Origin of the sequence: Micromonospora sp. NPDC126480 (assembly GCF_040302465.1) — a bacterium.
Taxonomy (GTDB): Bacteria; Actinomycetota; Actinomycetes; order Mycobacteriales; family Micromonosporaceae; genus Micromonospora.
On record NZ_JBEORU010000022.1, the window covers coordinates 71,367 to 92,957 of the forward strand.

22 protein-coding genes are annotated in these 21,591 nt (G+C 72.7%); 4 read left to right on the forward strand and 18 right to left on the reverse strand.

Going from position 1 to position 21,591, the window contains the following annotated elements; translation table 11 throughout:
* Nucleotides 1–5 precede the first annotated feature (5 nt).
* The 12 genes from coaBC to pyrR all read right to left on the reverse strand — a co-directional run bounded on the left by coaBC (nt 6) and on the right by pyrR (nt 13,392).
* Nucleotides 6–1,214: a bifunctional phosphopantothenoylcysteine decarboxylase/phosphopantothenate--cysteine ligase CoaBC gene (gene coaBC, locus ABTW87_RS20520; RefSeq protein WP_350652432.1), complete on the reverse strand. Its 1,209-nt coding sequence runs from the start codon at nt 1,212–1,214 to the stop codon at nt 6–8.
* Nucleotides 1,215–1,227: 13 nt separating this feature from the next.
* The gene (gene rpoZ / locus ABTW87_RS20525; protein ID WP_013285517.1) at nt 1,228–1,494 is read right to left on the reverse strand and encodes a DNA-directed RNA polymerase subunit omega; all 267 of its coding nucleotides are present in this window, start codon (nt 1,492–1,494) and stop codon (nt 1,228–1,230) included.
* A gap of 44 nt (nt 1,495–1,538) precedes the next feature.
* Nucleotides 1,539–2,072, reverse strand: a complete 534-nt coding sequence (locus ABTW87_RS20530; protein WP_350652433.1) for a nucleoside/nucleotide kinase family protein — start codon at nt 2,070–2,072, stop codon at nt 1,539–1,541.
* A gap of 26 nt (nt 2,073–2,098) precedes the next feature.
* The gene (gene mihF / locus ABTW87_RS20535; protein ID WP_007458370.1) at nt 2,099–2,416 is read right to left on the reverse strand and encodes an integration host factor, actinobacterial type; all 318 of its coding nucleotides are present in this window, start codon (nt 2,414–2,416) and stop codon (nt 2,099–2,101) included.
* Between the two features lie 173 nt (nt 2,417–2,589).
* Complete coding sequence (gene pyrF, locus ABTW87_RS20540) at nt 2,590–3,429, reverse strand: orotidine-5'-phosphate decarboxylase (RefSeq protein WP_350652434.1); 840 nt, start codon at nt 3,427–3,429, stop codon at nt 2,590–2,592.
* A gap of 128 nt (nt 3,430–3,557) precedes the next feature.
* Nucleotides 3,558–4,832, reverse strand: a complete 1,275-nt coding sequence (locus tag ABTW87_RS20545; RefSeq protein ID WP_350652435.1) for an adenosylmethionine--8-amino-7-oxononanoate transaminase — start codon at nt 4,830–4,832, stop codon at nt 3,558–3,560.
* A 30-nt stretch (nt 4,833–4,862) separates the two neighbouring features.
* Entirely contained in the window at nt 4,863–5,906 is a 1,044-nt protein-coding gene (locus ABTW87_RS20550) for a quinone-dependent dihydroorotate dehydrogenase (protein ID WP_350652436.1), read from the reverse strand.
* Between the two features lie 112 nt (nt 5,907–6,018).
* Nucleotides 6,019–9,366 (reverse strand): carbamoyl-phosphate synthase large subunit, encoded by a 3,348-nt coding sequence (gene carB, locus ABTW87_RS20555; protein WP_350652437.1) that lies wholly within the window; start codon nt 9,364–9,366, stop codon nt 6,019–6,021.
* The gene (carA, locus tag ABTW87_RS20560) at nt 9,359–10,504 is read right to left on the reverse strand and encodes a glutamine-hydrolyzing carbamoyl-phosphate synthase small subunit (RefSeq protein WP_350652438.1); all 1,146 of its coding nucleotides are present in this window, start codon (nt 10,502–10,504) and stop codon (nt 9,359–9,361) included. Before carA ends, carB begins: the two co-directional genes overlap by 8 nt.
* Before the next feature lie 55 nt (nt 10,505–10,559).
* Nucleotides 10,560–11,891: a dihydroorotase gene (locus ABTW87_RS20565; RefSeq protein WP_350652439.1), complete on the reverse strand. Its 1,332-nt coding sequence runs from the start codon at nt 11,889–11,891 to the stop codon at nt 10,560–10,562.
* A complete protein-coding gene (locus ABTW87_RS20570; protein WP_350652440.1) occupies nt 11,888–12,814 on the reverse strand; it encodes an aspartate carbamoyltransferase catalytic subunit in 927 nt (308 codons plus the stop codon). Before ABTW87_RS20570 ends, ABTW87_RS20565 begins: the two co-directional genes overlap by 4 nt.
* On the reverse strand, nt 12,811–13,392 hold the full coding sequence (gene pyrR / locus ABTW87_RS20575) for a bifunctional pyr operon transcriptional regulator/uracil phosphoribosyltransferase PyrR (protein ID WP_350652441.1): 582 nt from the start codon (nt 13,390–13,392) through the stop codon (nt 12,811–12,813). The genes ABTW87_RS20570 and pyrR overlap by 4 nt, the downstream gene beginning before the upstream one ends.
* Nucleotides 13,393–13,676: 284 nt before the next feature.
* On the opposite strand from pyrR, the gene bldD reads away from it, so the two are divergent.
* Nucleotides 13,677–14,165, forward strand: a complete 489-nt coding sequence (bldD, locus tag ABTW87_RS20580) for a transcriptional regulator BldD (protein ID WP_013285505.1) — start codon at nt 13,677–13,679, stop codon at nt 14,163–14,165.
* Between the two features lie 87 nt (nt 14,166–14,252).
* Here the strand turns inward: bldD and nusB are convergent, their stop codons facing one another.
* The 4 genes from nusB to aroB form a co-directional block, all read right to left on the reverse strand.
* Nucleotides 14,253–14,663, reverse strand: coding sequence for a transcription antitermination factor NusB (nusB, locus tag ABTW87_RS20585; protein WP_350652476.1), 411 nt, complete (start codon nt 14,661–14,663; stop codon nt 14,253–14,255).
* A gap of 23 nt (nt 14,664–14,686) precedes the next feature.
* Entirely contained in the window at nt 14,687–15,244 is a 558-nt protein-coding gene (gene efp / locus ABTW87_RS20590; protein WP_350652442.1) for an elongation factor P, read from the reverse strand.
* 307 nt (nt 15,245–15,551) lie between these two features.
* Entirely contained in the window at nt 15,552–15,986 is a 435-nt protein-coding gene (gene aroQ, locus ABTW87_RS20595) for a type II 3-dehydroquinate dehydratase (protein WP_350652443.1), read from the reverse strand.
* Nucleotides 15,983–17,059, reverse strand: a complete 1,077-nt coding sequence (gene aroB / locus ABTW87_RS20600; protein ID WP_350652444.1) for a 3-dehydroquinate synthase — start codon at nt 17,057–17,059, stop codon at nt 15,983–15,985. The genes aroQ and aroB overlap by 4 nt, the downstream gene beginning before the upstream one ends.
* A gap of 131 nt (nt 17,060–17,190) precedes the next feature.
* Between aroB and ABTW87_RS20605 the strand changes: the two genes are divergently transcribed.
* The gene (locus ABTW87_RS20605) at nt 17,191–17,709 is read left to right on the forward strand and encodes a DUF2243 domain-containing protein (RefSeq protein WP_350652445.1); all 519 of its coding nucleotides are present in this window, start codon (nt 17,191–17,193) and stop codon (nt 17,707–17,709) included.
* Nucleotides 17,706–18,494 carry a cytochrome c oxidase assembly protein gene (locus ABTW87_RS20610; RefSeq protein WP_350652446.1) on the forward strand — a complete coding sequence of 263 codons (789 nt, stop codon included), beginning with the start codon at nt 17,706–17,708 and terminating at the stop codon, nt 18,492–18,494. Before ABTW87_RS20605 ends, ABTW87_RS20610 begins: the two co-directional genes overlap by 4 nt.
* Here ABTW87_RS20610 and ABTW87_RS20615 read toward each other — a convergent pair.
* On the reverse strand, nt 18,484–18,999 hold the full coding sequence (locus ABTW87_RS20615) for a shikimate kinase (protein WP_350652447.1): 516 nt from the start codon (nt 18,997–18,999) through the stop codon (nt 18,484–18,486). The genes ABTW87_RS20610 and ABTW87_RS20615 overlap by 11 nt on opposite strands.
* Entirely contained in the window at nt 18,996–20,174 is a 1,179-nt protein-coding gene (aroC, locus tag ABTW87_RS20620) for a chorismate synthase (protein ID WP_350652448.1), read from the reverse strand. Before aroC ends, ABTW87_RS20615 begins: the two co-directional genes overlap by 4 nt.
* A 176-nt stretch (nt 20,175–20,350) precedes the next feature.
* Here aroC and ABTW87_RS20625 point away from each other — a divergent pair, with 176 nt between their 5' ends.
* Nucleotides 20,351–21,589, forward strand: a complete 1,239-nt coding sequence (locus ABTW87_RS20625) for a cation:proton antiporter (RefSeq protein ID WP_350652449.1) — start codon at nt 20,351–20,353, stop codon at nt 21,587–21,589.
* The last annotated feature ends 2 nt before the right edge of the window (nt 21,590–21,591 follow it).

The window sequence follows — 21,591 nt, forward strand, 5'->3', positions numbered from 1 at the left end:
AGCTGTCAGGAACGGCTGGGAAGCCGGGCGACGACGAGATCCCAGACGCCGTCGGCGAGGTCTTCCTTGGACTGCTCGGGCATCCGGCTGACCGAGCCGTCCGCGCCGATGACGGTCGCCGCGTTGGTCTCGGCGCCGAAGACCTTGTCCGGGCCGACCTCGTTGATGACGATGAGGTCCGCCCGCTTGCGGGCGAGCTTGGCCCGGCCGTTGGCCTCGGCGTCGCCGGTCTCCGCGGCGAACACCACCAGCACCTGCTCCGGACGGCGGCGCTGGCCGAGCTCGGCGGCGATGTCGGGATTCGTCACGAGCTCGATGGTGGGTGCGCTGCCGTCGTCCGATTTCTTGATTTTGCCAGTCGCGTACGTCGCCGGGCGGAAATCGGCGGGAGCTGCCGCCATGACCACCGCGTCCGCTTCGGCGGCGGCCTTCAGCGTCGCCTCCCGCAACTCGGCGGTCGTGCCGACCCGCACCACATCCGCGCCGGCCGGGTCGGGAAGCGAGACGTTGGCGGAGATCAGGGTCACCCGGGCGCCCCGGGCCACGGCGGCGCGGGCGAACGCGTACCCCTGCTTGCCGGAGGAGCGGTTGCCGAGGAAGCGCACCGGGTCGAGCGGTTCACGGGTGCCGCCGGCGGTCACCACCACGTGCCGTTCCGCGAGGTCCGCCGGAGCGGCGACGCCACGGGCGAGGGCACGCCGGGCCACCGCGAAGATCTCCGCCGGGTCGGGCAGCCGTCCCTTGCCGGTGTCGACGCCGGTGAGCCGGCCGACCGCCGGCTCGATCACCCGGACCCCGCGGGCCCGCAGGGTCGCGACGTTGGCAACGGTCGCGGGGTGCTCCCACATCTCGGTGTGCATGGCGGGCGCCAGCACGACCGGGCAGCGGGCCGTGAGCAGGGTGTTGGTCAGCAGGTCGTCGGCGAGCCCGTGGGCGGCCTTCGCGAGCAGGTCGGCGGTGGCCGGCGCCACCACCACCAGGTCGGCCTGCTGGCCGAGCCGCACGTGCGGCACCTCGTGGACGTCGGACCAGACGTCGTCGGCCACCGGCTGCCCGGACAGGGCCGCCCAGGTCGGCGCCCCGACGAAGCGGAGCGCCGACGCGGTCGGCACGACCCGGACCCGGTGACCCGACTCGGTGAACAGTCGCAGCAGCTCGCAGGCCTTGTACGCGGCGATGCCGCCGCCGACCCCGAGGACGATCCGGGGGGACATCCGAGGGTTCGTGTTACGGCTGGTCGGTGGGCTCAGCGGTGAGCAGGCCCGCGTTGATCTCGCGCATGGCGATGGAGAGCGGCTTCTCCTGCGGGGTGGTCTCGACCAGCGGGCCGACGTACTCCAGCAGGCCCTCGCCGAGCTGGCTGTAGTAGGCGTTCACCTGCCGCGCCCGCTTGGCGGCGAAGATGACAAGCGCGTACTTCGACGTGGTCTTCTCGAGAAGCTCGTCGATCGGCGGGTTGGTGATGCCTTCGGGGTTGGTGGCGATGGATCCCACTGTGTTGACCTCTGTGTCTGTCGCACCGCTCGCGGTGCTGGCGGTCAACCGCGCACGCGCGGCCGCGCCGGAGCCAGGAAGGAAGAACCGAACAATCCTACCAGCTTGTCCACGACCCGCTCGGTCAGGTCGTGCGCCACGGTGTGTTCGAAGTGCGCCGCGGTGACCGGATCGGGAATGTACCCGGGCGGGTGCAGCAGGACCAGCCGGGCCTCCGGCAGCGCCCCGCGGACCAGCAGCGCGCCGGCCAGGTCCAGCGGCAGCAGGACCGGATCGCCGGCGGCCAGCCGCGACCGCAGCGGCTCGGACGGCGTGCCGCGGCGGTGCGGGCCCATCCGGCTCCACTCCAGCAGACCGCCGGCGGCGAGGAGACGGTCGAACTCGACCGGGTCGACGAACAACCGGTCGACGCCGTCCACCTCGTGCTCGCGCCGGGGCCGGGTGGTCACCGGCACCGGCGTCCAGACGGCGGGAGAGCGCGCCCGGACCAGCTCGACCACACCGTCCCGGCCGGAACCCGAGGGCCCGGCCAGGACAGTGAGCCGAGCCGGCGGACGCGCCTCGCCATCCGTGCTCACTGCTTGTTTCTACACGGCTGCCGACGTCAGTTGGCGGCGAACTCTCCAAGCAGGGCCTTGCGCTGCTGCTCGCCGAGGCCACGCAGGCGCCGACTGTCGGCGATCTTGAGCTTCTCCATGATCTGGGTCGCCCGGATCTTGCCGATGCCCGGCATCGCCTGCAGGACGGCGGACACCTTCAGCTTGCCGACGACATCGTCGGACTCGGCCCGCTCGAGAACGGCTCCGAGGGTGGTCTTGCCCTGCTTGAGCTGCTCCTTCAGCTCAGCACGGGCCTTGCGGATCTCCGCGGCCTTCTCCAGCGCGGCTGCGCGCTGCTCGGGGGTCAGTGACGGGAGCGGCACCAGTTCTCCTCAGGTCCCTATCGCGACGGGCGGGTCGCACCGCCGCACTGTGAAACGTGGTGTCGCTGTGAACCAAGGGGCTCTTGGTTCCCAGCGCGGGGAAAACTAGCGGTCAGCGGAGCTTTCGGCAACGTGGACGCGCGATGATCAACGGAAAGTGACCGAGCCGTCAGTCAGTCAGAGCCGGCGAGGGCGGACCGGCAGTCGGCCAGCGCCCGGTCCGCCGCGGCCCGCAGCGCGGCCACGTCGGGGCCCGCGCCCAGCACCTCCCGGGAGTACGAGGGGAGCACGGCGGGCAGGCTGGATCCGAAGACGACCCGCAGGTCGGAGGCCGTCGCGCCCTGCGCTCCGAGCCCCGGGGCGAGCAGCGGACCGTTGACCGAGGACAGGTCGTGGCCGGTCGCGCCGATGGTCGCCCCGACCACCAGACCGAAGCTGCCCATCGGCTCCGCACCGGCGTTGAGCTGGGAAATCTCGTCGATGACGGTCTGCGCGACGGTCCGCCCGTCGGCCGCGCGCGCCCGCTGCACGGCCGCCCCCTCGGGGTTGGAGGTGAGGGCGAGCACGAAGACCCCGCCGCCGTGCGCGGCGGCCAGCTCGAACATCGGAGCGAGCGAGCCGACCCCGAGATACGGGCTCGCCGTCACCGCGTCGACATACATTGGGCTCGATGGATCGAGGTACGCGGAGGCGTACGCCGCGACCGTCGAGCCGATGTCGCCACGCTTGACGTCGAGCAGAACGAGCGAGCCACAATTTCGTAACTGTCGGATAGTTGACTCAAGGATTGCCGCGCCACGTGCGCCGAAACGTTCGAAAAAGGCCGACTGGGGCTTGACCACCGCGACCCGGTCGCCCAAGGCGTCGACGACGGTGCCGGCGAACCGTTCGAGGCCGCGTACGTCGTCGTCGAGGCCCCACCGGGCGAGCAGACCCGGGTGCGGGTCGATGCCCACGCAGAGCGGACCCCGCTCGCTGACGGCCCGGTGCAGCCGGGCGCCGAAGCTCTCCATGGCCGATCCCTCTTTCCCGCGCCCGGAACCCGGGCGCCTCGGTCGGGCGGGCGGCGGGCGCCGTCCGCGTCCTCGTGCTCCGCCCGAACCCCGGGTCGGGCGTACTCCAGGAGGGCCGAACCGGTGGCTCAGCCCGCCTTCACCGCGGCGGCGACCCCGGCGGCGATCCGGGCCAGGTCGGCGTCGTCGGTGACGTACGGGGGCATGGTGTAGACCAGGTCCCGGAACGGCCGCAGCCAGACGCCCTCCGCGACAGCGGCGGCGGTGGCCGCCGGCAGGTCCACCTCGCGGTCGAGTTGCACGACGCCGATCGCGCCGAGCACCCGGACGTCCGCGACGCCGGTCGCGCCGCGCAGCGGCTCCAGACCCGCCCGCAGGCCCGCCTCGACGCGGGCCACCTGCGCCCGCCAGTCGCCGCCGCGCAGCAGGCCCAGGGAGGCGTTGGCGACCGCGCAGGCGAGCGGGTTGCCCATGAACGTGGGACCGTGGGCGAGCACGCCGGCGGCGGAGATGCCCCGGGCGACCTCCGCCGTGCACAGCGCCGCGGCCAGGGTCAGGTACCCCCCGGTGAGAGCCTTGCCCACGCAGAGCACGTCGGGCGCGATTCCGGCGTGCTCGGCGGCGAACATCGCGCCGGTGCGGCCGAAGCCGGTGGCGATCTCGTCGAAGATCAGCAGGATGCCGTGCGCGCGGGTGGCCTCCCGCAGCACCCGCAGGTACCGCGGGTGGTGGAACCGCATGCCGCCGGCGCCCTGGACCACCGGCTCGACGATGACCGCGGCGAGCTCGTGCGCGTGCTCGGCGACGGCGTCGGCGAGGGCCGCCTCGTACGCCGGGTCGGGCGGCGTGTCGAACCCGCCGGGCGGCACCGGGGCGAACACCTGGCGGGGCAGCACGTCCCCCCAGAGGTGGTGCATGCCGCCCTCGGGGTCGCAGACACTCATCGGGTGGAACGTGTCGCCGTGGTAGCCGCCCCGCCAGGTGCCCAGCCGGCGGCGCTCCGGCCGGCCGGTGGCCCGCTGGTACTGCAGGCACATCTTGACGGCCACCTCGACGCTCACCGAACCGGAGTCGGCCAGGAAGACGTGCTCCAAACCGTCGGGGGCGAGCTCGACGAGGTTACGGGCCAGCGTGACGGCCGGCTCGTGGGTCAGCCCGCCGAACATCACGTGGCTCATCCGCCCGAGCTGGTCGGTCACCGCCGCGTCCAGCACCGGGTGCCGGTAGCCGTGGATCGCCGCCCACCACGACGACATCCCGTCGACCAGTTCCCGCCCGTCGGCGAGCCGTAGCCGGACCCCCGAGGCGCTCTCCACGACGTACGGCGCGCTGCGGGGCGGCACGGCGGAGTACGGGTGCCACACGTGCGCCGCGTCGAGAGCGGAAATCTCCTCAGCCCTCACAGCACTCCTTCGCTCCCCCCGCCGGGTGGGTCACCGCGGGGCGGTGGGGGTTGGGGTCGGGGTCCGGGTTGTGGCGTGGACGGCGGCGCGGACCAGGGCCGGGCCACGGTAGATGAAGCCGGTGTAGAGCTGGATCAGGGAAGCCCCGGCGTCGAACATCCGAGTGGCGTCGTCAGGGTCGACGATCCCGCCGACGCCGACGATCGGCAGCCGGCCGCCGGTCTCCCGGTGCACGAACGCGACCACCTCGCGGGCTCGCGCCGCCAAGGGGCGACCCGACAGGCCGCCCACCTCCGCGCCCCGCACCCGATCCGCCGGGGCGAGCCCGTCGCGGGCGAGGGTGGTGTTGGTGGCGATCACCCCGGCCGCGCCCCGGGCCAGGCACACCTCCAGCAGCTCCGCGATCGCCGGCTCGGTGAGATCCGGTGCGATCTTGACCAGCACCGGCTTCTCCCCCACCAGCGCCGCGAGCAGTGCGTCCAGGTGAGCCTTGTCCTGCAGCGACCGCAGGCCGGGGGTGTTCGGCGACGAGACGTTGACCGCGAAGTAGTCACCGTGCTCGCGCAGGGCGAGGTACGACGCCCGGTAGTCCTCGACCGCCTCCTCGAGCGGGGTGACCTTGGACTTGCCCAGCGAGATGCCCAGCGGCACCCCGATCGGGCGGGGCAGCGCCGCGAGCCGCGCCGCGAGCGCCTCGGCGCCGGCGTTGTTGAAGCCCATCCGGTTGACCACGGCCTCGCTGTCGCGCAGCCGGAACAGCCGGGGCCGCGGGTTGCCCGGCTGCGGGTGGGCGGTGACCGTGCCGATCTCGACGAAACCGAAGCCCAGGGCCGGCCACGCCGGCAGGGCCACGCCGTCCTTGTCCATCCCGGCGGCCAGCCCCACCGGGTTCGGGAACCGTACGCCGAACACCGTCCGGGGCGCCGCGACGGCGTACCGCGCCCGCAGCGCGGCCAGCGCGAAGGGTGACCGGCCGAGCCGGCCGAGCCGGCGCAGGGTGAACTCGTGCGCCGCCTCCGCGTCCCCCCGGCCCACCCGGAACAGCACCGGCCGGACCGCCCGCTCGAAGATCACCGCCCACCCCCAAACCCACGTCCACGTCCACTTCCGCTGATCATGAAGTTGTAGCGCGAGTCACCGGCGTGTCGCGACAACAACTTCATGATCAACGCGGGGTGGTGGGGGATCACCGGTCAGCTCGCAGGGACGCGTGCAGGGACTGCAGGGGGCGGACCTGCATGTCGCCGCGGATGCGTGCCTCGATGCCCATCACCGCTGCCGCCGCGCCGGGAACCGTCGTGATGCAGGGGATGTCGGCGGTCACCGCGGCGCTGCGGATCTCGTACCCGTCCGAGCGGGCGCTCGCGCCGGAGCCCTGCGGGGTGTTCACCACCAGCGCCACGTCACCGGAGAGGATCAGCGAGACCGCGTCCTCGCCCGCACCGGACTCGTAGTGCTTGCGGATCTGCTCGCAGGCGATGCCGTGCCGGCGCAGCACCTCGGCGGTGCCGGTGGTCGCGACGATCTCGAAGCCCAGGTCCGCGAGGCGCTTGATCGGGAAGATCATGCCGCGCTTGTCCCGGTTGGCCACCGACACGAAGATCCGCCCCGCCGTGGGCAGCGAGCCGTACGCGGCGGACTGCGACTTGGCGAACGCGTGCCCGAAGGACGTGTCGATGCCCATCACCTCGCCGGTGGACTTCATCTCCGGCCCGAGCAGCGAGTCGATGCCCTTGCCGGTCGGGGTGCGGAACCGCTTGAACGGCAGCACCGCCTCCTTCACCGCGATCGGCGCGTCCGGCGGCAGCGAGCCGCCGTCCCCGCTGGGCGGCAGCAGACCCTCCGCGCGCAGCTCGGCGATGGTGGCGCCGAGCGCGATGCGGGCCGCCGCCTTCGCCAGGGGCACCGCCGTGGCCTTCGATACGAACGGCACGGTACGCGAGGCCCGCGGGTTGGCCTCCAACACCCACAGCTGGTCGTCCTTGAGCGCGTACTGCACGTTGAGCAGGCCGCGCACGCCGATGCCCCGGGCGATCGCCTCGGTGTAACGGCGTACCTGGGTCACGTGCGAGCCGGCGAGCGTGATCGGCGGCAGGGCGCAGGACGAGTCGCCGGAGTGGATACCGGCCTCCTCGATGTGCTCCATCACGCCACCGAGGTAGACCTCGCCGTCGGCGTCGCAGAGCGCGTCCACGTCGATCTCGATCGCGTCATCGAGGAAGCTGTCCACCAGCACCGGGTGGTCCGGCGAGATGTCGGTGGCCCGGCCGATGTAGCCGCGCAGCGTGGCGTCGTCGTAGACGATCTCCATGCCCCGCCCGCCGAGCACGTACGACGGGCGCACCAGCACCGGGTAGCCGATCTCGTCGGCGATCGCCTTCGCCTCGTCGTACGAGGTGGCGGTGCCGTGCGCCGGGGCACGCAGCCCGGCACGGGCCAGCAGGGAGCCGAACGCGCCCCGCTCCTCGGCCAGGTGGATCGACTCCGGCGAGGTGCCGACCACCGGCACCCCCGCGTCCTTGAGACGCTGCGCCAGACCCAGCGGGGTCTGACCGCCCAGCTGCACGACCACCCCGACCACGCCCGGGCCGCCGACCGCCCGGCCGGAGGAGTCCTCGGCGTGCCACACCTCGAGCACGTCCTCGAACGTCAGCGGCTCGAAGTAGAGGCGGTCGGCGGTGTCGTAGTCGGTGGAGACGGTCTCCGGGTTGCAGTTGACCATCACGGTCTCGAAGCCGACGTCCCGCAGCGCCATCACCGCGTGCACGCAGGAGTAGTCGAACTCGATGCCCTGCCCGATCCGGTTCGGCCCGGAGCCGAGGATGAGCACCTTCGGCCGGGCCGAGCCGACCACCTCGGTCTCCGAGTCGTACGACGAGTAGTGGTACGGAGTGGTCGCCTCGAACTCCGCCGCGCAGGTGTCCACGGTCTTGTAGACCGGCCGGACACCGAGGCGGTGCCGCAAGGTGCGTACGCCGTCCTCGGCGGCCAGCTCGGGCCGCAGCGCCGCGAGCTGCCGGTCGGACAGGCCCGCCCGCTTCGCCCGGCGCAGCAGGTCGGCGTCGAGCACCGGGGCGTCGACGATCTCCGCGCGCAGCTCGACGAGGGCGGCGATCTGGTCGAGGAACCACGGGTCCATCCCGCCGGACGCCGCGGCGACCTCGGCGATCGACGCGCCGAGGCGCAGCGCCCGCTCGACGGTGTAGAGCCGCCCGTCGTGCGGCATGCGCAACGCGGCGAGCGTGTTCTCCTTGGTGGCGCCGGCCGGGTCGGGCAACGTCCAAAAGCCGGCCGCCTTCGTCTCCATCGAGCGCATCGCCTTGTTCAGCGCCTCGGTGAAGTTGCGGCCCAGGCTCATCGCCTCGCCCACCGACTTCATCGTCGTGGTGAGCTCGGGGTCGGCGCCGGGGAACTTCTCGAACGCGAACCGGGGGATCTTCACCACCACGTAGTCCAGCGTCGGCTCGAACGCCGCCGGGGTCTTCAGGGTGATGTCGTTGGGGATCTCGTCGAGGGTGTAGCCGATGGCGAGCTTCGCGGCGATCTTCGCGATCGGGAAGCCGGTCGCCTTCGAGGCGAGCGCCGACGAGCGCGACACCCGGGGGTTCATCTCGATCACGACGATCCGGCCGTCGGCCGGGTTGACCGCGAACTGGATGTTGCAGCCGCCGGTGTCCACGCCGACCTCGCGCAGCACCGCGATGCCCAGGTCCCGCAGGCGCTGGTACTCCCGGTCGGTGAGCGTCATGGCCGGGGCCACGGTCACGCTGTCACCGGTGTGCACGCCCATCGGGTCGACGTTCTCGATCGAGCACACGACCACCACGTTGTCGTGGCGGTCGCGCATGAGCTCGAGCTCGTACTCCTTCCAGCCGAGCACGCTCTCCTCGATGAGCACCTCGTGCACCGGGCTGGCGGCCAGGCCGGCGCCGGCGATGCGCTCCAGGTCCTCGTCGCTGTGCGCCATGCCGGAGCCGAGACCGCCCATCGTGAACGACGGCCGGATCACCACCGGCAGGCCCAGCTCACCGACGGTCTCGCGGACCTCGTCCATCGAGTGGCAGACCCGGGAGCGCGGCACCAGCGCCGCCGGGTCCTCGACGCCGATCCGGACGCCCGCCTTGGCGACGATGTCCTTGAACAGCTGCCGGTCCTCGCCGCGGCGGATCGCGTCGATGTTCGCGCCGATCAGCTCGACGCCGTACTTCTCCAGGACGCCGGCCTCGTGCAGCGCGACGGCCGTGTTCAGCGCGGTCTGGCCGCCCAGGGTGGGCAGCACCGCGTCCGGCCGCTCCTTCGCGATCACCAGCTCGACGAACTCCGGGGTGATCGGCTCGACGTACGTGGCGTCGGCGAACTCCGGGTCGGTCATGATCGTCGCCGGGTTCGAGTTGACCAGGCTGACCCGGATCCCCTCGCTGCGCAGCACCCGGCACGCCTGGGTGCCCGAGTAGTCGAACTCGCAGGCCTGCCCGATGACGATCGGCCCGGAGCCGATCACCAGGACGTGCTTGAGGTCGGTCCGCTTAGGCATGGGTACGCCCCTCGATGAGCTCGGCGAAGCGGTCGAAGAGGTAGTCCGCGTCGTGCGGGCCGGCCGCCGCCTCCGGGTGGTACTGGACGGTGAAGGCGGGCACGTCCTTCGCCCGCAGCCCCTCGACCACGTTGTCATTGAGGCACACGTGCGAGACCTCGACCCCGCCGAACTCGGTGTCGATCACCTGGTTCGGTACGACCGCCCCCGGCTCGGCGCCGGGGAACGCGACGGCGAACCCGTGGTTGTGGCTGGTCACCTCGACCTTGCCGGTGGCCCGGTCGAGCACCGGCTGGTTGATTCCGCGGTGGCCGTAGCCCAGCTTGTACGTGCCGAAGCCGAGCGCCCGGCCGAGGATCTGGCTGCCGAAGCAGATGCCGAACAGCGGCACCTTGCGCGTCAGCACCTCCCGGGCCAGCGTGACCGGCCCGTCGGCGGTCGCCGGGTCGCCCGGACCGGGCGAGAGGAACACCGCGTCCGCGCCGGTGGCCAGCAGGTCCTCGACGGTCGAGTGCGCCGGCAGCACGTGGGTGGTCACGCCCCGGGCGGCGAGCCGCCGCGGCACGTTGCGCTTGATGCCGAGGTCGAGGGCGGCGACGGTGAAGCGGTGTTCCCCCTCCGCCTCGACGACGTACGGCTTCGGGGTGGTCACCTCGGCGGAGAGGTCCGCGCCGACCATCTGCGGCGACCGGCGGACCCGGGCCAGCAGCGCCCGCGGGTCGGTCTCGACGCTGGACACGCCGACCCGCATCGCGCCGCGCTCACGCAGGTGCCGGGTCAGCGCCCGGGTGTCGACTCCGGAGATGCCGACCACGCCCTCGGCGGCGAGCCGGTCCTCCAGGCCCCCGGAGGAGCGCCAGTTCGAGCCGATCCGGGCGGGGTCGCGGACCACGTACCCGGCGACCCAGATCCGGCCGGACTCGTCGTCCTCGTCGTTGACCCCGGTGTTGCCGATGTGCGGGGCGGTCTGCACCACCACCTGCCGGTGGTAGGACGGGTCGGTGAGCGTTTCCTGGTAACCGGTCATGCCGGTGTTGAAGACCGCCTCGCCGAAGGTCTCCCCCACGCTGCCGTACGCCTCGCCGTGGAAGGTGCGCCCGTCCTCGAGGACGAGGATCGCGGATCGTCTGCGGGTCACTTGACCGCCCTTTCGTTCGCGACTGCGGGGCTCCGCCCCGCTGCATTCCTCGCGCTCACCGAACCGCCTTTCCGTCCAGGACCGTCGCCTCGCCGCGCAGGAAGGTCGCCACGATGCGACCCGGCAGCGTCATGCGGGCATACGGTGTGTTGCGACTGCGGCTGGCCAGCTCGGCCGGCTCGATGGTGCGGCGGGCGGCCGGGTCCACCAGGGTCAGGTTCGCCGGTACGCCCGGCGCCGGGTCGTGCCCGTGCTCGGCCAGGCCGGCGATCCGGGCCGGCGCCCGGGACATCCGCTCGGCGATGAGGTCCCACTGCGGGCCCAGCACGTCCAGCGCGATCGACAGCGCCGTCTCCAGGCCGAGCATGCCCGGCCGGGCGTACGCCCACTCGCACTCCTTGTCCTCCACGGCGTGCGGGGCGTGGTCGGTGGCGATGATGTCGATGACGCCCTCGGCCAGCGCGGCGCGCAGGGCCGCGACGTCGGTGGCGGTGCGCAGCGGCGGGTTGACCTTGAAGACGGGGTCGTAGGCGCCGGCTGGGCTCCAGTTGTTCGCGAGTGCGGGGCTCGCGAGCTCACTCCTCCCGCTCACGACCTCGTCGGTGAGCAGCAGGTGGTGCGGGGTGACCTCGGCGGTGACCCGGACGCCCCGGGCCTTGGCCTGGCGCAGCACCTCGACGCTGCCGGCGGTGGAGACGTGGCAGACGTGCAGCCGGCTGCCCACGTGCTCGGCGAGCAGCACGTCCCGGGCGATGATCGCCTCCTCGGCGACCGCCGGCCAGCCGGTCAGGCCGAGGCGGGTGGCGACCTCCCCCTCGTGCATCTGGGCGCCCTCGGTCAGCCGGGGCTCCTCCGCGTGCTGGGCGATGATGCCGTCGAACGCCTTCACGTACTCCAGGGCCCGGCGCATCAGCCGCGGGTCGGCGACGCAGTGCCCGTCGTCGGAGAAGATCCGCACCCGGGCGGCGGAGTCGGCCATCGCGCCCAGCTCCGCCAGGTGCTCGCCGGCCAGGCCGACGGTGACCGCCCCGACCGGCTGCACGTCGACCAGCCCGGCCTCCCGGCCGAGCCGCCACACCTGCTCGACCACGCCGGCGGTGTCGGCGACCGGCGAGGTGTTCGCCATCGCGCAGACCGCCGTGTAGCCGCCGAGCGCGGCCGCCCGGGACCCGGTCTCGACGGTCTCGGCGTCCTCCCGGCCGGGTTCGCGCAGGTGGGTGTGCAGGTCGACCAGGCCGGGCAGGGCTACCAGGCCGGTGCCGTCGACGACGGTGGCGTCCGGCGCGGAAAGGCCCGCGCCGGTCTCGGCCACGACGCCGTCGCGGATCAGCAGGTCGGTCGGCTCGCCGCCGACGACACTCACGTTGGTGATTAGGTACGCGGTCACCGGTTGTTCCCTCCGAGCAGCAGGTAGAGGACGGCCATCCGGACGGAGACGCCGTTGGCGACCTGTTCGACGATTGTGGAGCGGGGCGAGTCGGCCACCTCGGGTGTGATCTCCATGCCCCGGTTCATCGGGCCGGGGTGCATGACGATCGCGTGCTCGGGCAGCCGGCGCATGCGCGGGCCGTCCAGGCCGAAGCGGCGCGCGTACTCGCGGGCGGACGGGAAGTACGAGTCGTTCATGCGCTCGCGCTGCACCCGCAGCATCATCACCACGTCCGAGTGCGGCAGCACCGCGTCCAGGTCGTAGGAGACGTCGGTGCCGGGCGCGAGCGCCGCGGCGATGTCCACCGGGATCAGCGTGGGCGGGCCGACCAGGGTGACCTTGGCGCCGAGCGTGGACAGCAGCAGGACGTTGGAGCGCGCGACCCGGCTGTGCAGCACGTCACCGACCACCGCGACCGACAGGCCGGCGAGCCGGCCCAGCCGGGAGCGCATCGTGTACGCGTCCAGCAGCGCCTGGGTCGGGTGCTCGTGGGTGCCGTCGCCGGCGTTCACCACCGAGCCGTCCACCCAGTCGGCGAGCCGGTGCGGGGCGCCCGACGCGGGGTGCCGGACGACGACCGCGTCGGCGCCCATGGCCTGGAGGGTGAGCGCGGTGTCCTTCAGGCTCTCGCCCTTGGCGACGCTGGAGCCCTTCGCCGAGAAGTTGATCACGTCGGCGCTGAGTCGCTTGGCGGCCGCCTCGAACGAGATGCGGGTGCGGGTGGAGTCCTCGTAGAAGAGGTTCACCACGGTCCGGCCACGCAGCGCGGGCAGTTTCTTCACCTCGCGGCCGGCCACGGTGGCCATCTCGGCGGCGGTGTCCAGGATCTGGGTGGCGGTGTCGGCGTCCAGGTCGGCGCCGGAGAGCAGGTGCCGGATCATGAGTTGCCCCCGTAGAGCTTGACCTCGTCGGCGCCGTCGGTCTCCGCGAGGGTGACCTTCACGCTCTCGGCGAGCGAGGTCGGGATGTTCTTGCCGACGTAGTCGGCGCGGATGGGCAGCTCGCGGTGGCCGCGGTCGACCAGGACCGCGAGCTGGACCGACGCGGGGCGGCCGACGTCGTTCAAGGCGTCGAGCGCCGCGCGCACGGTGCGGCCGGAGAAGAGGACGTCGTCGACGAGCACGACCCGCTTGCCGTCGATGCCGCCGGCGGGCAGCTCGGTGGGGCCGATCGCGCGGGTCGCGTGCCGGCGCAGGTCGTCGCGGTAGAGGGTGATGTCGAGCACACCGACCGGGACGTCGACGCCCTCGAAGGCGCTGATCCGGGCGGCGAGCCGCCGGGCGAGCGGGGCGCCCCGGGTGGGGATGCCGAGCAGGACGGTCTGCTGGGCGCCCTGCGTCTTCTCCAGGATCTGGTGTGCGATGCGGTCGACCACGCGCTGCACGTCGGCGCTGGTGAGGATCACCTTCACCGAGGGTTGCCGGGCGGTCGACGGGCGGGCAGCCGGTGGGTAGGCCACGGCGGACCTCCTTCCCCGCCTCACGGGACGGGTCGTTAAAGGACGTCGGATGACCGGCGCGGGCCGCGGGCGGACCGGCCGGGGGCTCCCGGCCACGTTACCAGTGGTCACCGCACCGACCGTCGCCGGCCGCTGACCTCGCGGTCCGGGTGACGAAATGTGGACAACTCCCCCGACGGCGAAACGGGAAGGTCACGACCACTTGACCGGCTGTCGCAATCCCCGTACCGTCACGCTCCGTAGCGATCGACGGGAGAACCCCGAGCAGCACTGGGAGTGTCCGAATGCCCTCTGAGTACGCCAAGTCGCTTGGCGCCCGCCTGCGCTCCATCCGTCAGCAGCAGGGCCTGTCCCTGCAGGGCGTGGAGGAGAAGTCGAACGGGCGGTGGAAGGCCGTGGTGGTCGGCTCGTACGAGCGCGGCGACCGGGCGGTCACCGTGTCCCGTCTCGCCGAGCTGGCCGACTTCTACCGAGTTCCCGTCTCCGAGCTGCTGCCCGACGGCAGCGGCGTGCGCCACGAGCCCACCAGCAAGATCGTGCTGGATCTCGAGCGGCTCTACGACGAGGCTTCGGAGGATCTCGCCTACGTCGCCCGGTACGCCCGCGCGATCCAGCAGCAGCGCGGTGACTACAACGGCCGCGTCCTGTCGATCCGCGCCGACGACCTGCGGGCCCTGGCGATCGTCTACGACGCCTCGCCGTCGGGCCTGATCGAGCGGCTGACCGAGCACGGCGTGCTCGTCGCCGACCCCCGGGCGTTCTTCGCCTCCTGAGCGCTGTCGACCGAAAGGGCCCGTGCCGTCCGGCACGGGCCCTTTCGTCGTTCCTGTCGGATGCCGCGACCGCCCGGGGCAGGGCGATCAGCGCGTGGCGTACTCGGCGATGCGGCCGAGGATGCCGTTGAGGAAGCGCGGCGAGTCGTCGGTCGACATCTGCCGGGCCAGCTCCACCGCCTCGCTGATCGCCACCGCGTCGTCGATCTCGTCGACGTAGAGCAACTCGTACACCGCGATCCGGGCGAGGTTGCGGTCCACCGTCGGCATGCGGTCCAGCGTCCAGCCCTCGGCGTAGCTGGCGATCAGCTCGTCGATCCGGTCGAGGTGGCCGGCGACGCCCTCGACCAGGCTGACCGTGTAACCCAGGTGCTCGGGGTGTGGCTTCTCGATCCGCTCCACGTAGCCGGCGAGCACCTCGACCGGTGGGCGGTCCCGCAGGTCGGCCTCGAAGAGCACGTCCAGCGCCCGCTTGCGCGCCTTGCGGCGCGCCGGCATCTGCTGCTTCGGACCCTCGGCCATCAGGCGCGGCCGAGGTAACGGCCGTCGCGGGTGTCGACCTTGATCTTCTCGCCGGTGGTGATGAAGAGCGGCACCTGCACGGTGGCGCCGGTCTCGACGGTGGCCGGCTTGTTGCCGCCGGTCGAGCGGTCGCCCTGCAGGCCCGGCTCGGTGTACGTGATCTCGAGCACCACGCTGGTCGGCAGCTCGACGTACAGCGGCACGCTCTCGTGGGTGGCGACGATCGCCTCCGCCTCGGGCAGGAGGTAGTTGGCCGCCTCGCCGACGGTGCCACCGGGCACGGTGATCTGGTCGAACGTCTCCATGTCCATGAAGACGTAGTCCTCGCCGTCCGCGTACAAGTACTGCATCGTGCGCTTGTCGACGGTCGCGGTCTCGACCTTCGTGCCCGCGTTGAAGGTCTTGTCGACCACCTTGCCGGAGAGCACGTTCTTCAGCGTGGTACGCACGAACGCACCACCCTTGCCGGGCTTGACGTGCTGGAACTCGACGACGGACCACAGCTCGCCGTCAAGGTTGAGTACCAGGCCGTTCTTCAGGTCGTTGGTGGTGGCCATTTCCTGCCTTGATCGTCATTTGGCGGACAGACCTAGAAAGTCTACTAGCCGCGCCCGAACAAGCACCGGCCGCGCCCGGCCGCTCCCGCACCCGCCGCCGGCCAGCGGCGCGCAGCCAGCCGCCGCCGGCCGGCACGAGGTGCTACCCGGAGCCCTTTGCTCTGCTCAACTCCGCGCAAAGAATCCGCACCGAGTTCGAAGCGTCCGTTGAAGCAGAGCAAAGGGCGCCGTGCGATGTCGCCGGACCGGCAGGGCGACGGTCGAGGAACCTGGGAAAGGCCGCCCGCGTCGCAGGCGACCGCGCCGATCAGGTGGCGGGCAGGGCGGCGAGGTGGTGCAGGGCGAGCCGGTAGCCGTCCACACCCAGGCCGCAGATCACCCCGGTCGCCACCGCGGAGACCACCGAGTGGTGCCGGAACGGCTCCCGGCCGTGGATGTTGGAGATGTGCACCTCGACCAGCGGGGCACGCAGCATCGCGCACGCGTCCCGCACCGCGATCGAGTAGTGCGACCAGGCGGCGGGATTGAGCACCACGGCCGCGCCCTCGTCGGCCGCCTCGTGCAGCCAGCCGAGCAGCTCGTGCTCCGCGTCGGTCTGCCGGACCACCACGTCCAGCCCCAGCTCCCGCCCCGTCCGCTCGCAGAGCTGCACCAGATCGGCGTAGGTGGTGGCCCCGTACACCTCCGGCTGCCGGGTGCCGAGCCGACCGAGGTTCGGCCCGTTCAGCACGTACACCCTCACGACGCGATCTCCCGGTACGCCGCGTGCAGCAACTCGTCGGCGGGGCCCTCGAGGATCGCCGGGCGGGCCGGCCCGTCGAGCACCACGAAGCGCAGCGTGCTGCCCCGCGCCTTCTTGTCCACCCGCATCGTGGCGAGCAGCTCCGGCCAGGCGTCGGCCCGGTATCCGGTGGGCAGGCCGAGCCGGGCCACCACGGCGCGGTGCCGCTCGGCGGTCTCCTCGTCGAGGCGGCCGGCCAGGCGGGCCAGGGTCGCCGCGTAGACCAGCCCGACCGCCACGGCGTCGCCGTGCCGCCAGCGGTAGCCCTCCACCTTTTCGATCGCGTGCGCCAACGTGTGCCCGTAGTTGAGCACCTCCCGGAGCCCGGATTCGCGCAGGTCGCCGGAGACCACGTCGGCCTTTACCCGGATCGCCCGTTCGATCAGCTCCCGCGCGACCGGCCCGGTGGGGTCCAGCGCACCGGCCGGGTCCCGCTCGACCAGGTCGAGGATCACCGGGTCGGCGATGAATCCGCACTTGACCACCTCGGCCATGCCGGCGGCCAGGTCGGCCGGGGGCAGGCTGTCCAGGGTGGCCAGGTCGCAGACCACCCCGGCCGGGGGGTGGAACGCGCCGACCAGGTTCTTGCCCGCGGCCGTGTTGATCCCGGTCTTGCCGCCGACCGCCGCGTCCACCATGCCGAGCAGCGAGGTCGCCACCGGCACCCAACGCACGCCGCGCAGCCAGCAGGCCGCCACGAAGCCGGCCAGGTCGGTGACCGCGCCACCGCCCACCCCGACGACGCCGTCGGTGCGGGTGAAGCCCGCCTCGCCGAGCCGGTCCCAGCAGGCCGCCGCCACGTCGACGTGCTTGCCCGCCTCGGCGTCCGGCACCTCCATCAACAGCGGCGTGACGCCGGCCGCGCGGACCCGTTCGGCCAGGTCCCCGGCCAGCTCCTTCAGCGGGGGCGCGTGCAGGAAGGCCACCCGCTGCGCGCCGGGCAACAGTCGGGGCGGTGTGTCGAGCAGGTCGCGTCCCACCAGCACGTCGTACGGCCGCTCGCCGCCGACCGGGATCCGGGTCACCTCGTCCATCGCGCGCAGCCTAGTCGAGCCGGTGCCGCCCGCGCCGCGGCTGTCCAACCCGTGGCCACCGGACACCGACGTTTGAACGGGCGGAAACGGGTACTGAGGCGGTCGACCCGACGCGGCGGAGGTAGGGACCCATGAACCGATCGACCCTCGACGGAGCGGACATCCGGGTGCCCGCGACGATCCTCGGCGTGGGCCTGGGTGGCTTCGTCGACGGCATCCTGCTGCACCAGGTCCTCCAGTGGCACCACCTGCTGAGCAGCACCGACACCGACAACGTCGGGATCAGGGACTACCCGGTGACCACCGTGCCCGGCCTGGAGATGAACACCCTGTGGGACGGGCTGTTCCACGTGGTGACCTGGGTGGCCGTGCTGACCGGCCTGGCCCTGCTCTACTCCCGGGTGACCCGCTCGCGCGGGCGGCTGTGGCGCTCCCCCATGCTCTGGGGCTGGGCCCTGGTCGGCTGGGGCCTGTTCAACCTGGTCGAGGGGATCGTCGATCACCACCTGCTCGGCATCCACCACGTCCGCAGCGGGCCACACCAGCTCTGGTGGGACCTGGCCTTCCTCGCGCTCGGCGTGGTGCTCATCGTGGTCGGCTGGGTGATTCAGCGGCGGGCCCGCGTGGTCGACCTCTGCGCCTCGCGGTGAGTCCCGCCCACGCCGGGCACGCCGACGGCGGCTTCCCGCCGGTCGCGCTCGTACCCCTGGTGCTCTTCTGGGTCTACCTGGCCTTCGCGTTGCGCCAGCGCGAGCCCGGCCGGCCGGGGTGGAGCCGCCGACGGACGGCGAGCTTCGGCCTGGGCGCGGCCCTGCTGGTGGCCGGCCTGCTCTGGCCGGCCCGGAACCTGCCCGGCCACATGGCCCAGCACCTGCTGCTCGGCATGTTGGCGCCGCTCGCGCTGGTGCTCGGCGCGCCCGGCACGCTGGCCCTGCGGAGCCTGCGCCCGCGGACCGGGCGGGCGGCCGTCCGGCTGCTGCGGCACCCGGTCGTCGCGGTGCTCGCCCACCCGGTCACCGGCCTGCTGCTCACCGCCGGCGGCCTCTGGCTGCTCTATCTGACCCCGCTCTACCGGACCAGCCTCGACAGCCCCGTGGTGCACGGCCTGGTGCAGCTGCACTTCGTGCTGAGCGGCTACCTGTTCGCCTGGTCGATCGCCGGCCCGGACCCGGGACCGCACCGGCCCCGCGTACCGGTGCGCCTGGTGGTCCTCGGCGTCGGGGTGGGCGCGCACGCCGTCCTCGCCCAGCTCCTCTACGCCGGCCTGCTCGTCGACGTGCCAGCCGGTCCGGAGGAACTACGGGCCGGCGCGACCGTCATGTACTACGGCGGGGACCTGGCCGAGATCCTGCTCGCCCTCGCCCTGCTGGTGACCTGGCGGCCGGAGCGGACCACGCCGCGGCAAGGGCCAGGGCCGGCGGCGGTCAGGGCTTGAGCAGGCCGGCGATCTCGGCGGCCAGCTCCTCCGGAGCACGCCCGTCAGTGGCCACGGTGTGCGTCGCCACCTCCGCGTAGAGCGGGCGGCGCTGGTCCAGCAGGTGCTTGAGGGTGGCGCGTGGATTGATCGCCAGCAGTGGCCGCCCGGCGCCGAGACCGACCCGTTTCACCGCGTCGGGAAGCTCCACCGACAGGTGCACGACGGTGTGCCCGACCAGCGCGGCCCGGGTCTCCTCGGCGAGGACCGCGCCGCCGCCGAGGGCGAGCACGCCGGAGCAGGACGCCAGCGCCGCGGCCACCGCCGCCCGTTCGAGGGTACGGAAGTGCGCCTCGCCCTCGTCGACGAAGATCTCCGGGATCGGTTTGCCGGCCATCCGCTCGATGTCGAGGTCGGTGTCCCGGAACTCCAAGCCGAGCCGGGCGGCGAGCGCCTGCCCGACGGTCGTCTTGCCGGAGCCGGGCGCGCCGACCAGGACGCAGACCGGCCGGGTCGCCCCGGTCACCGGATCACCAGCGCGTCGAGGTAGCCGGCGAGGTTGCGGCGCATCTCGGCCACCGAGTCGCCGCCGAACTTCTCCACCGCCGCCTCGGCGAGCACCAGCGCCACCATCGCCTCGGCGACGACCGCGGCGGCCGGCACCGCGCACACGTCCGACCTCTGGTTGATCGCGGTGGCCGGCTCGCCGGTGGTGACGTCCACGGTCGACAGGGCGCGGTTCAGCGAGGAGATCGGCTTCATCGCGGCCTTCACCCGCAGCGGCTCGCCGGTGGTGATGCCGCCCTCCAACCCGCCGGCCCGGTCGGTGACCCGCCGCACCCCGGTGGCGCTGGGAATGATCTCGTCGTGCGCCTCGGAGCCCCGGGAGCGGGCCTGCTGCCAGCCGTCACCGATCTCCACGCCCTTGATCGCCTGGATGGACATCAGCGCCGTGGCCAGCCGGGCGTCGAGCTTGCGGTCCCACTGCACGTGGCTGCCGAGGCCCGGCGGCACCCCGTACGCGAGGACCTCCACCACGCCCCCGAGGGTGTCGGCGGCCCTCTTCGCGGCGTCGACCTCGGCGACCATCCGGGCGCTCGCCTCTGGGTCCAGGCAGCGCAGCGGATCGGCGTCGATCCGCTCGGCGTCGGCCGGGGTGGGCCGCAGGCCGGGCTTCACGGCGACCGGCCCCAACTCCACCACGTGTGAGACGATCTCGACACCGAGCGCCTGCTTGACCAGCGCCTTCGCCACGGTGCCGACGGCGACCCGGGCGGCGGTCTCGCGGGCGCTGGCCCGCTCCAGGATCGGGCGGGCGTCGGTGTGCCCGTACTTCTGCATGCCGGCCAGGTCGGCGTGGCCCGGGCGCGGCCGGGTCAGCGGCGCGTTGCGGGCCTGCCCGGCCAGCTCCTCCGGGTCGACCGGGTCGGCGGCCATGACGGTGCGCCACTTCGGCCACTCGGAGTTGCCGACGCGGACCGCCACCGGGCTGCCCAGGGTCACGCCGTGCCGCAGGCCGCCGACGATCTCGACCTCGTCCTGCTCGAACGACATCCGGGCGCCCCGGCCGTAGCCGAGCCGGCGCCGGGCCAGCTCACCGGCGATGTCCCCGGAGGTCACCTCGACACCGGCCGGTACGCCCTCCAGCAGCGCGACGAGGGCGGGACCGTGCGATTCCCCTGCAGTCAACCAGCGCAACACAGCGGTCAGTCTGTCACGGCCGGTGTCCACCGGCGTGCGGCGGCCGGCGCGTCCCGCCCTACGGACGCAGCCGTCCGCCGGCCGGTGTACCGCCGGATGACGGCGAATTCGTATGATCATGGCGGCGTGCCGGAAGTCTGGTCGCCGGAGACTCGTCGACCCGTCGGAGGCACCCGGTGTTGCTCTTCGCGTTCGCGGCCGTGCTGCTGCTGGCCGTCCTGCTGTCCAGCCTGGCGCACCGGAGCATCCTGTCCACGGCGGTGCTCTTCCTGGTCGCCGGCTTCGTGCTCGGTCCGGACACGACCGGCCTGCTGCAGATCACCGCCGACAGCGAGATCGTCGCCACGCTCGCCGAGCTGGCCCTGTTCACCGTGCTGTTCACCGACGGCATGCGGGTCGGCTTCGCCGACCTGCGCTCGGCGTGGCGGCTGCCCGGGCGGGCGCTCGGCTGGGGCCTGCCACTGACCCTGCTGATCACCGCGCTGCTGGCGCACTACGTGGCCGGGCTGGACTGGCCGGAGGCGCTGCTGATCGGGGCGGTCCTCGCCCCCACCGACCCGGTCTTCGCCGCCGCGCTGGTCGGCAACGAGCGGGTGCCCGCCCGGCTGCGGCACCTGCTCAACGTCGAGTCCGGTGTCAACGACGGTCTCGCGCTGCCGTTCGTCATCCTCTTCCTGGCGATCGCCGCCGGCTCCGACGACCTGCACATCGACGAGCTCGGCACCGAGCTGCTGCTCGGCGTGGTGATCGGCGTGGCGGTGCCGTGGCTGGCCCTGCGGCTGGAGAAGCTGCGCTTCTTCTCCGCCTCCACCCAGTACGAGCCGCTCAACGGGGTGGCGATCGGCCTGCTGGTGCTGGCGCTGGGCCAGGTCACCCACGCCAACCTGTTCCTCGCCGCGTTCGCCGCCGGCATCACGGTGGCCACCTTCGGCGAGCGGCAGCGGGAGAGCTTCGAGCACTTCGGCGAGCTGATCGCCGAGCTGTTCAAACTCGCCGCCCTGCTGGTCTTCGGCGCGCTGATCTCGGTGGAGTTCCTCGGCGAGATCCACTGGACCGGCTGGGTCTTCGCGGTGCTGGCCATCGTGGTGGCCCGCCCGGTCGCGCTCGCGGTGTCGTTCCTCGGGTCGCATCTGACCCGCACCGAGCAGTTCGCCGCCATGTGGTTCGGCCCGAAGGGCTTCGCCTCGGTCGTCTACGGCCTGATCGTCCTCCAGGCCGGCATCGACGCCAGCGACGAGGTGTTCCACCTGGTGGCGCTGACCGTGGTGCTGTCGATCCTGGCGCACTCGTCGACCGACGTGGCGCTCGCCCGGATCTTCGACCCGGCCACCACCCCACACTGGTACGAGCGGCTGCGGGCGGCCTCCGCGGAGCGACGGGAACGCCGCGCCGACGGGGAGCCGCCGGCGTCCTGACG

Coding starts and splice junctions, on each gene's coding strand:
- coaBC (WP_350652432.1), bottom strand. CDS start 1,214: ATGTCCCCCCGGATCGTCCTCGGGGTCGGCGGCGGCATCGCCGCGTAC.
- pyrF (WP_350652434.1), bottom strand. CDS start 3,429: ATGGAGAGCTTCGGCGCCCGGCTGCACCGGGCCGTCAGCGAGCGGGGT.
- carB (WP_350652437.1), bottom strand. CDS start 9,366: ATGCCTAAGCGGACCGACCTCAAGCACGTCCTGGTGATCGGCTCCGGG.
- ABTW87_RS20570 (WP_350652440.1), bottom strand. CDS start 12,814: ATGATCCGGCACCTGCTCTCCGGCGCCGACCTGGACGCCGACACCGCC.
- bldD (WP_013285505.1), top strand. CDS start 13,677: ATGCCCTCTGAGTACGCCAAGTCGCTTGGCGCCCGCCTGCGCTCCATC.
- nusB (WP_350652476.1), bottom strand. CDS start 14,663: ATGCCGGCGCGCCGCAAGGCGCGCAAGCGGGCGCTGGACGTGCTCTTC.
- efp (WP_350652442.1), bottom strand. CDS start 15,244: ATGGCCACCACCAACGACCTGAAGAACGGCCTGGTACTCAACCTTGAC.
- aroB (WP_350652444.1), bottom strand. CDS start 17,059: ATGGACGAGGTGACCCGGATCCCGGTCGGCGGCGAGCGGCCGTACGAC.
- ABTW87_RS20605 (WP_350652445.1), top strand. CDS start 17,191: ATGAACCGATCGACCCTCGACGGAGCGGACATCCGGGTGCCCGCGACG.